The sequence below is a fragment of the Shewanella sp. H8 genome, assembly GCF_040285065.1.
Taxonomy (GTDB): Bacteria; Pseudomonadota; Gammaproteobacteria; order Enterobacterales; family Shewanellaceae; genus Shewanella; species Shewanella polaris.
In genome coordinates, this window is record NZ_CP157213.1 from 4,030,367 (window position 1) to 4,041,628 (window position 11,262).

Below are 11,262 nucleotides of genomic sequence, written 5' to 3' on the forward strand. Positions count from 1 at the left end.
TGTCGGGGGATTAATAGCAGCACCTTAATGGCAAGTACAGTGACTTTACGATGAAAAAATCCATTTATGCCGCCATGCTTTCTGGCATTATTTGCCCTGGCAGTGGTCAACTCTGGTTAGGTAAAAAATTACTCGGCTGGGGATTTATCAGTGTCAGTGTGGTGTGTATTTTAGTATTAATGAATCAAATTATTAGCCGCGCCCAAGTGATTGCAGAGCAAATTTTGGCAGGTAATATTGGCAATGATTTAGGCTCTATTTATGCGGCAGTCTCTAATGTCGCACTCGACACTGGCAGCTCAAGCATGGCAACACTCACTTGGATATTTTTAGCCAATTGGGGACTCAGCATTATTAGTGCAGTTTGGCTCGGAGCTCAACAAGACAAGCAACTCCAATCAGAATCAAAAACAGCCGAATTGTAGTGATCAAGTAGTGCATCAGCATCAGTCGGCTGTTTTGTGTTCTCTATAGACTAATAGCCTAATAGCGGCATTAGCTCCGAAATCGAATTGCCTTCAGGTTACTACGATGGTTTGTTGTCATCTTTAGGCTGGGTCGGTTCAACATCAATAATGTCGTCATCCTTGTCAATATCGCGATCGGCATCGGCATTGTCATACTCGATTTGATGGCTGCGCGGTTGTTCATCTTTACTCTCAAAATCACCGTCGAACGTATTTCCCTGTTGATCAAATGGGCCTTTACCTGCAAACGGGCCTGATTGTCCGAATGGACTCTGCCCACCGCCAGCGCCAAATCCTGGAGGAAAACCACCATTAGCGATAACGCGAAGTTGCATACGTTTATATAAAAATGCAGCAATGGGCGCTCGGGTAAACGGCGTTAATAACACTAAACCGATAAAGTCAGTAACAAAACCTGGAATAAGTAATAATACTCCTGCGGCTGCTAACATCATGCCTTCAACAATTTCTTGTCCAGGTGCTTCACCACGGGCTAACTTCTCTTGCACCGACATTAAGGTACTTAATCCTTGGCTGCGCACCAGTGACACACCAACAACGGCTGTAAAAAGTACCAAGCCCACAGTTGCCCATGAGCCAATTGAACCCGCAACTTCTATCAGTACATTGAGCTCAATGACGGGAACTAAAACAAATATTAACAATAAAATAAAAAACATATTGGCCTCTAAGGATCGCTTTTTGATAGAGTGACGACTTACTAAGATAACAGAGTGGCGACCGATAAAATAACTGTTGCCGATGAAACTTTAATGGGGGTTAACGGGTCTCTTTTCAAGACGCGTCACGAATATCGCCCCTGTTTAATGAAAATGTTCGTAAAACATCGTACTGTGCTCACTCTAACACCGTTAACTTAAGTAAACTTTAAGACAACTTATGTATAAACCTGAACAGCTGCTCATTTTAACCACCTGCCCAGATGCAGAAACAGCGTCACGCATTGCAGCTGCATTGGTTGAGGCGAAATTAGCGGCTTGTGTGCAAATTGGCCAAGTCGTTGAATCAGTTTATCGATGGGACAATAACATCTGTCAGTCGTATGAAGTACCAATGCAAATAAAATGTATGACGAGTGATTATCATGCCATTGAACAACTCGTGATCCAAATGCATCCTTATGAAGTACCAGAATTCATTGCCACTCCGATTATCGGTGGTTTTGGCCCTTATTTACAATGGATAAAAGACAACTCACCATCATGAAAAAAATCGTCGCACTTTGCCTGACATCATTTTTACTGATGTCATCAATCATACTCTCACCAGTGGCACACAGTGCTAATTCGTCGAGCAGTAAATTCAGCTTTTTAAGCAGCGAACCGGAGTTAATGAAGGTTAACGATGCTTTTGTGTTTGATTATCAACAACAAGGTAATCAGCTCAAAATCAATTTTGTCATCGCCGAAGGTTATTATCTATATCGCGACAAATTGCAGTTTTCTGTTGATGGTGCGGTAATAGGTGATATTGAATTACCTCATGGTAAAAACCATCATGATGAGTATTTTGGCGACCAAGAGGTATTTTACTCGTTTGTAGAAATCCCGATTGCTTTTAAAGAAGCTCAAGCCGATGCCGTGTTTCACGTTACCTTTATGGGTTGTGCGGAAGGTACCTTGTGTTATCCGCCCACCAAACACGATGTCACTTTAACCGCCATTGCTGCAAATGATGGCACGTTAACCAATAAAGAAGTGATTGGCGCTGCGGATCAAGCTGAAGCAACAGATACCGCAACCGCTCCAATTACTCAACAAGACACCTTAAACCAAATGCTACAAAACGATAGCCTATTATGGACCTTAGTGATTTTCTTTGGTTTAGGTATTGGCTTAGCATTAACGCCTTGTGTGTTTCCGATGTACCCTATTTTGTCGGGTATTATTGTTGGCCAAGGCAAAAAGCTGTCTACTGCTAAAGCTTTCACGCTATCAATGGCTTATGTACAAGGAATGGCAATTACTTATTCCTTATTAGGATTAGTAGTTGCCTCTGCCGGACTTAAGTTTCAAGCGGCCTTACAACACCCAGCCATTTTAATATTTTTGGCCGTTATGTTTGTAATGCTGAGTTTGTCGATGTTCGGCATGTATGACTTGAAATTGCCATCAAAATGGCAAGAAAAAATGAACTCGATGTCGAACAACCAAAAAGGTGGCAACCTTATTGGCGTGTTTATGATGGGAGTGATTTCTGGCTTAGTGGCCTCACCTTGTACCACGGCACCGTTATCTGGCGTGCTTATTTACGTGGCGCAGTCTGGTGACTTACTGCAAGGCTTTTTAGCCCTGTATGTATTAAGCATGGGCATGGGCTTACCGTTATTAATTATTGGTACTTCGGGTGGTAAGATATTACCGCGAGCTGGGGCTTGGATGGATATTATTAAAACCATCTTCGGCTTCTTGTTGATTTCTGTATCGATTGTGATGATTGGTCGTATTTGGCCAGGTTTAGTGTCCGATTTACTTTGGTCTGTATGGGCAATAAGCTTAATCGCTTACTTAATGCATCAAAACCGGTTGTCAGAATTTAACTGGAAACAAAGTACTCGTGGGGTATTGTTATTACTGGCGTTGATGGCAAGTTTCTCATATGGCTTCCAAGCATTAATGACAAGTTTTGGTCACCAAAACCCAAACATGACTCAAACGAGTATAGATGGCAAAGCCAATACCGAAGCCAATCACTTTATCCGCATTAAGTCGCTACAAGACTTAGATCTTGAATTGGATAAAGCCAGTGTTAGCGGTAAAACCGTGATGCTAGATTTATACGCCGACTGGTGTGTGGCCTGTAAAGAGTTTGAAGCCATTACTTTTAAAAATGATGAAGTCGCCAAGCGTATGAACCAAATGGTGTTATTGCAAGCCGATGTCACCGCCAGTGACGACATTGATATTGCCTTACTTGAACACTATGGCGTACTGGGTTTACCGACGTTATTGATGTTTGATCAAAACGGTAAACAACGTGAAGACCTACGAGTAACCGGTTTTATGGGCCCAAAAGATTTTGCAGCTCATTTAGATTTGCTATTAACAAAGTAAGTTAGCGAGCGATATTTAGCGGGTTCATTGGCTAAAGCGCTATTTAAACCACACTCAATAAACATTATGCAAAACAGCATCTTTAGCTACTAAAGATGCTGTTTTTTGCATTTAACGCATTAAAGTCATCGAAAGTTAACTTTTTTCTTATACAATATGATTTTATATCCCTTATTCAAGGCGCTTTATGGAACCCGCTATCCTGATTATCACCCTACTTTGCGGAATGCTTGTCAGCCGAGTAGGTTTACCGCCACTCATTGGTTATCTTGCAGCTGGTTTTGTATTGTTCACCTTAGGCATTGAAGACACTAGCTTACCTATTTTGCAGCAACTTGCTGATTTAGGTGTCACCTTACTGTTGTTTTCTATTGGCCTTAAACTAGACCTTAAAAGTTTGTTTAAAGCTGAAGTATGGGCCGGTTCAAGCTTACATTTAATCGGTTCGATTCTATTTTTTGTGCCAATACTTAAGTTATTGGGCTTTTTAGGTATCGAACAGCTCGACGGATTTAGCTTTAATCAGCTGATGTTGATTTCGTTTGCACTCAGTTTTTCCAGTACCGTATTTGCTGTAAAAGTCCTCGAAGACAGTGGTGATATGCAGTCGCTTTATGGCCGAGTGGCGGTTGGTATCTTGATTATGCAAGATATCTTTGCGGTGGTGTTCCTGACTATTTCAAAAGGTAATATTCCTTCCGTTTGGGCCTTTGGCTTATTGTTACTACCATTAGCCCGACCACTTATTTATAAAATATTCGACCGCGTTGGTCACGGTGAAATGCTGGTATTATTTGGTTTAGTCATGGCATTGGTGGTGGGTGCATGGTTATTTGAAGCTGTGGGGCTAAAACCCGATTTAGGTGCATTGATTATCGGTATTTTATTGGCTGGGCATGCAAAATCGTCTGAGCTGGCCAAGTCAATTTATTACTTTAAAGAGCTATTCTTAGTCGCCTTTTTCTTAACCATTGGCTTAAATGGACTGCCCACTTTAGCTGACATTGGTTTAGCCGCTATTTTAGTGGTGCTAATACCCGCTAAGATTTTGATGTTTGTTTACCTACTGACTCGTTTTAAACTTCGTTCGCGTACTTCATTACTCGCCTCATTTAACTTAGGAAGCTACAGTGAGTTTGGGTTGATTGTTGCGGCGGTTGCTGCACATAAAGGCTGGTTACCACCAGAATGGCTAATCATTATCGCGGTCGCCTTAAGCATTAGTTTCTTATTTGCGGCACCATTCAATAAAAGTGCCTCAAAGATTTATTTACGTTACCAAGCCAAACTAAAAAAGCTAGAGCGCCATCCTTTACACCCTGAAGACAGGCAAATTCCTATTGGTAATCCGCGCTTTTTAATTTTAGGTATGGGACGAATTGGCTCCGGTGCCTATGATGAGTTACGTTCAAAATACACTGGCGAAATTTTAGGAATTGAGCATAAACAAGAGTTAGTTGATTTCCACCGCAGCCAAGACCGTCATGTCGTACAAGGTGACGCTGGCGATACTGACTTTTGGTTAAAGCTTGAACGAGCACCACATTTAGAATTAGTGTTGCTGGCGATGCCAAATCACGTCGGTAATTTATTTGCGGTGCAACAACTGAAAAAGCTTAATTACGAAGGAAAAATCAGTGCGATAGTGCAATATTCAGAAGATGCCGAGTCATTAAAAGATTCTGGCGTAAACACTGTATACAACCTATATGAAGCCGCAGGTGCTGGTTTCGCTGATCATGTCATTAAAGAGTTACTTGATTCACCACCAGAATTGAACCCCGAACTCGTCTCTGCCAATACGGCAGAATCTGATGTATCAGATATTGAGCAACCTCAAACGCCATTATAAAACTAATGGTTATATACAGACGCCTAGATAACACTCTAGGCGTTTTTGTTTACTACAAAGTATTTTCAATTTTACTTCGGATAAACAAATCTCAGTTACAGACACAGTAAAGTCATGCTATAACTCATTAATAAGACTTTTCTTGTCACCCTTTTTTGGATTTTTTGAAGTATGTCAAACCCTGCTCAACGCGCGACTAAATTATTTGTTCAAACATTTGGTACTAAAGCTGACGACTTATACCAAGCACCCGGGCGAGTGAACATTATGGGTGAACATACTGACTATAACGAAGGTCTCGCACTGCCCGCAGCAATTAACTTTCATACTGTTATTGCCGTTAAACATCGCGATGACCATTTATTTCGTGCCGTCACCACTGCTTTTCCTGGCCAAATCAAACAATGGCAATTTGGTGAAGAAGGTGCAGTCGCTGCAGATGATGATTGGGTTAATTACCTAAAAGGCGTGACAGCGGCTATGAACCAATCAGGTTTACGCGCAAAGGGCTTAGACTTGGCTATTGTTGGCGACGTGCCACTCGGCGCAGGGTTATCTTCATCAGCAGCGCTTGAAATCGCTTTTGGGACAGCAATCAGTTATGCCAGTCAATTAAACTTATCACCTATGGCCATCGCCCAATTAGCTCAACGTGGCGAAAGCCAATTTATGCAATTAGATTGCGGTATGATGGACCAAATGATCAGTGCTATGGCCGTACCTGATCATGCTTTACTGATTGATTTTTTAGAGTTAGAAAGTGAACCTGTGTTATTGCCAGAAGAACTAAGCTTAATCGTAATTGATTTGAAACAAGACCGTCACGGATTTATGCAACAATTTGAACAGCGTAAACAAGAATGCAGGCAAATCACTAAGTTGCTTGGACTCGATTCGTTACGTGACTTGTCATTAAGCTTATTAACTCAACATAAAGAACTACTCAGCGATGAACAATTCCGCCGTGCTCGTCATATCATCAGTGAAAATCAGCGCACCAGTAATACAGCTCGAGCGTTACAACAAAATAATATCCCTCGATTTAGCCAGTTAATGGCGCAATCTCAAATATCTATGCGCGATGACTTTGATATTATCACGCCTGAAATAGACACCTTAGTCACCATGATTTCGACACTTATCGGTGAGCAAGGCGGTGTACGCATGAGTGATGGTTGTGTGTTGGCGTTGGTTAACCATGACCTCACCGATAAAGTGATCAATTTAGTCGAAAATCAATTTTTTAAACAAACGGGTATCGAAGCAGCTATTCACTTGTGTGCAGCCAGTGGCGGTGCCGGTCGCATTGGTTAATACGTTACAGATTAGAGAGGCATAAATGGTACGTTTTAGTGTGTTGGAACCTTGGCAAGATCCCCGTGGTGGTGAGATTGAACGGGTTAGAATTGATAATGGCATCATCGCACTTGAAGTATTAAGTTTAGGCGGGATTATTCGCTCGTTATGGACTCCAGATCGTAATGGTGAACGCAAAAATATTGTCTTAGGTTGCGACAGCGCCGAAGATTATTTAGCCCAAAAAGCCCATTTAGGTGCCATTGCCGGACGTTATAGTAATCGAATTGCTAATGGTAAAATGCAATATAATGGCGAGCAATACCAACTTAGTGTTAACCAAGCGACCAATTGTTTACATGGTGGCACAGAAGGTTTTAATCGAAAATTATGGCAGCTAGGGACCTTAAGTGACGGCGTACGCTTAACCTTAAAAAGTCCAGATGGTGACATGGGATTCCCAGGTAATTGCACCGTGCAATTAGACTACCGTTTAGTGGGCAACAATTTGTATATTGAAATGCTCGCCAGTACAGACAAAGCTTGCCCAATTAGTTTAACCCAACACAGCTACTTTAATTTAGACGGTAATCGCAGTGACACCAATGCTAAACATACCTTACAAGTCGATGCAAAAACCTACCTCTGCATGAATGATGTTGGCATACCAACCGCAATGCAACCCACTGCTGGCAGTGATTTAGACATGAAAGTGCCCACACCTATGTCGGTGCAAACTTCACGCGCGGCATTAGCTGCCACCAAAGGTTTTGACCATTGCTATGTGCTCGATAATCCGGGGGCTGATTTACAGAGGTTTGGTTGTTTAGCCAGTGAACAAAGTGGTCGCAGTATGACGATTTACACCAATCAACCTGGGGTTCAAGTTTACGGCGCTAACTTTTTACAAGGCACTATAGGCAAAAAGCAACGAGTATTAAACGACCATCAAGCTGTATGTATAGAACCTCAAATGTTACCAGACTCGCCTAATCAGCCGGATTTACCCGGCGATGTATGGCTAACACCTGGTAAGTTGTATCACCACATAACTCGATACCATTTTGATGCTAAATAATAAGCCAGAACAAACCACTTTTAATGCTGAAGATATTGGTCAAATTGCCGTCGGGGCTTTTGCCATGTCGGTGCCGATTGCGTTTTCTGAAGAAGCATGGCGTTTATCTGCCAGTTTGCCGACAGTAAACTTAGTACTTGTAGTGCTATTGTCGTTGGCGTTTATTACCTTATTTGCTTACCAAAGTGTATTTCAGGCAAATATCGTTAAGCGTAAACAAGCGTTTTTGTTACGGGTAATAGCGGCATACATATTGACATTATTAGTGGTGGGAGTTGTGCTGTTGGCGTTAAATAAATTACCGTTATGGGACGATCCCATTTTAGCATTAAAGCGGATTATTTTAATCGCGATGCCCGCGTCTATGGGTGCGATTATCGTCGACAGTTTCGATAAAGAATAAACGACATAAAGAATTCCGAATGATTCTTTATGTCATTAACATCAATACTGATAGACGATTAATTAAGCTCGACTAACATTAAGCTCGACAAACTAGGTTAATAGATGAAGTGTGTACAGTGAATATTAAGTTGGTGACTTAATATTATTGACACCATTAATCATCTTCGTTTTCACCCATATCATCAAAGCTTTCGTCATCATCTGAATCATCTAATTCTGGAATGTCGTCATCATCTGAGTCAACGATGTCATCTGGCTCTGGCACGGGTTTCGCTTTACGTGGCGGTGCCGTATCAGGTACAGCAGACAAATCGATACGCGCTTGGTGCTTTAACATAAATTCAGCACGTGCCGCTTGCCACGCATCGCTATATTCAGCTATTGCTGCTTTTGTTTGTTCATCATCCAAGTCATGTAAGTTAACTTTAACGATGTCTTCTACATACTCCACTATCGTATTACGGATGGTGTTGTACATAAAAATACGTCCTGGTGACGCGTCTGGCAGCTGGTTATCATGAACAACAATTGTGTTGCCTTTTGATGTTCTTAATTCACCAAACCAAAGTTGTTTTTTTGCTGTGTTATACATATATGCTAACGCCCTTAAATCAACACATATTCTAAAAAATGCAGGTTTATTGAAGATAATACCTTCATACCGCATCACGATATCTGTTCTGTATTTCTGTGAGTATTTAAACAGAATATTTCTGAGAATCAATGCCTAAAATGATGAAAATTTTGCGAAATTGCATAAAAGTGTCTTTTATAGGCACTTTTTAACGACTTAGTGCCATTTGTTTTACAAAATAATGTCCTAACAACAGTCATTGGCCGTCTTTAGCCAATGACTGTGTCATCAAGACTTTAGCCAATGACTGTGTCATCAAGACTTTAGCCAATGACTTTATCTTCAAGACTTTATCTTCAAAACTTTATCTTCAAAATTGTATAATCCAGACTCTAGCTTAAAAAAATTAAGCTTCAAGTTTTTTATCAAAATATATCGCGTTTCACATCTGGGTGTTATCTAACATAGAAAAAACTATTCATCGTTTAAGCTTGCAGATCTAATACAATCTTGCCCTTATGCTGCCCCGACTCCATTCGTTTATGTGCTTCAACCACCTGAGAAAAAGCAAATACGCTATCGACAGGGATACTCATTTCACCACTATTAAGTAATGGCCATACATACTGCGCTAAACCATGAGCAATTTGCGCTTTATTGGTTACACTTTGCGGACGTAGGGTTGAACCAGTCCAAATAACACGTTTAGCCATAATCCGAAAAATATCCACAGTGGCTTGGGCACCTCGTGCTGTGGAAACCGATACCATGCGCCCATCTATGGCGATGGCTTTAAGGTTTTCGTTAATAAAGTCGCCACCTGCGATATCCATAATGACGTTAACGCCTAAACCATTTGTCGCCGCTAAGATTGGTTCAACAAAGTGCTGCTCGTTATAGTTAATCGCTACGCTAGCACCTTGAGCAAGACAGTATTGGCATTTCTCTGCAGTCCCAGAGGTTGCTAATACCGTTGCCCCTAAACGACTCGCCATTTGAATAGCGGTAGTGCCTATGCCGCCAGAGCCCCCATGGATAAGAACTGTTTCGCCTTCTTTAAGTCCACCACGAATAAACAAATTCCCCCACACAGTAAAAAAAGTTTCAGGTAGAGCGGCTGCTTGCACATAACTGTAACCAGTAGGGATAGGTAAGCAATGGGCTGCGTAAGTGTTTACTAACTCGGCATAGCCACCACCTGGCACTAAGGCACAGACTTTATCGCCAACTTGCCACTGGGTAACATCATCTGCCACATCAACAATCTCACCCGCTACTTCTAAACCAAGGATCGGACTGGCGTCTGCCGGCGGTGGATAAGCCCCTGCACGCTGTTTAATATCAGGACCATTAACGCCTGCTGCATAGACCTTAATCGTTACTTGACCCGCTGTTGGCATCGCAAGAGTTGATTGTGCCATGGTCATAGCAGTCGGTTCACCAGGTTGTTCAACAACCACATGGGTAAATTGTCTATTTAACGTCGCCATAAAATATTATCTCGGTTAATTGTTAATGATGAGAAATCAGTGTTAACAGTATGTTTGTTTTTAGCGATTCCCATTCACATAACGAGTGTGTTTGTTAGCAATGCCTAAAGTAGGGCGTTTTTTAACCAAAAAAGGTTGCCTATACACTTTAAACAATTACTATACCCGCCCGTTCAAAACATGGAGCAAAAGAGTTGTTAAAGTACCTGTTGGTTATACTGTCCATTTTCTGTTTTCAAGCCCATGCTACGCCTATCCGCATCGCCTCAGATATTTGGTGCCCATACATCTGCGAAAATCAAACCGGCTACGTAGTAGAGCTCACTCGTCGAGCCTTTGAGATTCAAGGTCAATCAGTTGAATTCCAAACGATTCCTTATAAACGTGCCTTAGTTGAACTGCAAAAGAATAACATTGACGCTGTATTGGCATTGATGCCACACACCATTACCAAAAATCAATTAATTAATCCTGATGTGATTGTAGGATATAACAGCATCGACTTTTATACCCTTGTCGGTAGTAATGAAACATTTGAGCACATTACTGATCTCAATCAATCTCAACAAGTTGCAGTAGTAAGCGGTTATCACTATGGCGTAGAACTCGACGCTTGGTTTAATGTTCATACAAATACTTATTTTGCTTCAGGTCGCGATCCATTAGCAATGAACATTATTCGCCTAGTAAAAGGTCGTCATTCGGTGATCGTCGGCAACAAAAATGTCATTGAGTACACCGCAAGTCAATTAAACTTAAATCAGCAACTTCGCTATGCAGGCACCATAGGTAAACCAACCCCCTTATATGTTGCTTTTAATCAGCAAAATAAGGACAGTTCAATCACCTTTACCAATGGCATCGACATGCTAAAAGCCAATGGCGAATATCAACAGATTATCAATAAATACAAAATTCTACCTAAAGTAGTGCCTAATGAAGTTCGTCATAAAAATTTACAAAAATTTCTGCCTAATTTCAAATAATCTTACGAACTATTTTATGTCATACAGCACTTACGTCCGC

At 41.4% G+C, this 11,262-nt stretch carries 11 protein-coding genes; 8 read left to right on the forward strand and 3 right to left on the reverse strand.

The window, feature by feature from the left end:
* Positions 1-50: 50 nt before the first annotated feature.
* Positions 51-425, forward strand: coding sequence for a hypothetical protein (locus tag ABIS04_RS17605; RefSeq protein WP_350431914.1), 375 nt, complete (start codon positions 51-53; stop codon positions 423-425).
* A 101-nt stretch (positions 426-526) separates the two neighbouring features.
* On the opposite strand, the gene ABIS04_RS17610 is transcribed toward ABIS04_RS17605, so the two are convergent.
* Complete coding sequence (locus ABIS04_RS17610; RefSeq protein WP_137224920.1) at positions 527-1,147, reverse strand: FxsA family protein; 621 nt, start codon at positions 1,145-1,147, stop codon at positions 527-529.
* A gap of 220 nt (positions 1,148-1,367) precedes the next feature.
* Here ABIS04_RS17610 and cutA point away from each other — a divergent pair, with 220 nt between their 5' ends.
* The 6 genes from cutA to ABIS04_RS17640 all read left to right on the forward strand — a co-directional run bounded on the left by cutA (position 1,368) and on the right by ABIS04_RS17640 (position 8,170).
* Positions 1,368-1,694 (forward strand): divalent-cation tolerance protein CutA, encoded by a 327-nt coding sequence (gene cutA, locus ABIS04_RS17615; protein WP_137224918.1) that lies wholly within the window; start codon positions 1,368-1,370, stop codon positions 1,692-1,694.
* Entirely contained in the window at positions 1,691-3,541 is a 1,851-nt protein-coding gene (locus tag ABIS04_RS17620; protein WP_350431915.1) for a protein-disulfide reductase DsbD, read from the forward strand. The genes cutA and ABIS04_RS17620 overlap by 4 nt, the downstream gene beginning before the upstream one ends.
* A 187-nt stretch (positions 3,542-3,728) precedes the next feature.
* Positions 3,729-5,393 (forward strand): cation:proton antiporter family protein, encoded by a 1,665-nt coding sequence (locus ABIS04_RS17625; RefSeq protein ID WP_350431916.1) that lies wholly within the window; start codon positions 3,729-3,731, stop codon positions 5,391-5,393.
* A 171-nt stretch (positions 5,394-5,564) separates the two neighbouring features.
* A complete protein-coding gene (gene galK / locus ABIS04_RS17630) occupies positions 5,565-6,707 on the forward strand; it encodes a galactokinase (RefSeq protein ID WP_350431917.1) in 1,143 nt (380 codons plus the stop codon).
* Positions 6,708-6,732: 25 nt separating this feature from the next.
* Positions 6,733-7,767 (forward strand): aldose epimerase family protein, encoded by a 1,035-nt coding sequence (locus ABIS04_RS17635; protein ID WP_350431918.1) that lies wholly within the window; start codon positions 6,733-6,735, stop codon positions 7,765-7,767.
* Complete coding sequence (locus tag ABIS04_RS17640) at positions 7,757-8,170, forward strand: DUF2391 family protein (RefSeq protein WP_137224910.1); 414 nt, start codon at positions 7,757-7,759, stop codon at positions 8,168-8,170. Before ABIS04_RS17635 ends, ABIS04_RS17640 begins: the two co-directional genes overlap by 11 nt.
* A gap of 156 nt (positions 8,171-8,326) precedes the next feature.
* Here ABIS04_RS17640 and ABIS04_RS17645 read toward each other — a convergent pair whose 3' ends face one another.
* Positions 8,327-8,764, reverse strand: a complete 438-nt coding sequence (locus ABIS04_RS17645; RefSeq protein ID WP_350431919.1) for a hypothetical protein — start codon at positions 8,762-8,764, stop codon at positions 8,327-8,329.
* Between the two features lie 467 nt (positions 8,765-9,231).
* Entirely contained in the window at positions 9,232-10,236 is a 1,005-nt protein-coding gene (locus ABIS04_RS17650) for an NAD(P)H-quinone oxidoreductase (protein ID WP_350431921.1), read from the reverse strand.
* Between the two features lie 194 nt (positions 10,237-10,430).
* Between ABIS04_RS17650 and ABIS04_RS17655 the strand changes: the two genes are divergently transcribed.
* Entirely contained in the window at positions 10,431-11,222 is a 792-nt protein-coding gene (locus tag ABIS04_RS17655) for a transporter substrate-binding domain-containing protein (protein ID WP_350431922.1), read from the forward strand.
* The last annotated feature ends 40 nt before the right edge of the window (positions 11,223-11,262 follow it).

Excerpts from the sequence above, each read along its gene's own strand:
- ABIS04_RS17620 (WP_350431915.1), top strand. The coding sequence starts at position 1,691 with ATGAAAAAAATCGTCGCACTTTGCCTGACATCATTTTTACTGATGTCA.
- ABIS04_RS17605 (WP_350431914.1), top strand. The coding sequence starts at position 51 with ATGAAAAAATCCATTTATGCCGCCATGCTTTCTGGCATTATTTGCCCT.
- ABIS04_RS17625 (WP_350431916.1), top strand. The coding sequence starts at position 3,729 with ATGGAACCCGCTATCCTGATTATCACCCTACTTTGCGGAATGCTTGTC.
- ABIS04_RS17635 (WP_350431918.1), top strand. The coding sequence starts at position 6,733 with ATGGTACGTTTTAGTGTGTTGGAACCTTGGCAAGATCCCCGTGGTGGT.
- ABIS04_RS17650 (WP_350431921.1), bottom strand. The coding sequence starts at position 10,236 with ATGGCGACGTTAAATAGACAATTTACCCATGTGGTTGTTGAACAACCT.
- cutA (WP_137224918.1), top strand. The coding sequence starts at position 1,368 with ATGTATAAACCTGAACAGCTGCTCATTTTAACCACCTGCCCAGATGCA.
- ABIS04_RS17645 (WP_350431919.1), bottom strand. The coding sequence starts at position 8,764 with ATGTATAACACAGCAAAAAAACAACTTTGGTTTGGTGAATTAAGAACA.
- galK (WP_350431917.1), top strand. The coding sequence starts at position 5,565 with ATGTCAAACCCTGCTCAACGCGCGACTAAATTATTTGTTCAAACATTT.
- ABIS04_RS17610 (WP_137224920.1), bottom strand. The coding sequence starts at position 1,147 with ATGTTTTTTATTTTATTGTTAATATTTGTTTTAGTTCCCGTCATTGAG.
- ABIS04_RS17640 (WP_137224910.1), top strand. The coding sequence starts at position 7,757 with ATGCTAAATAATAAGCCAGAACAAACCACTTTTAATGCTGAAGATATT.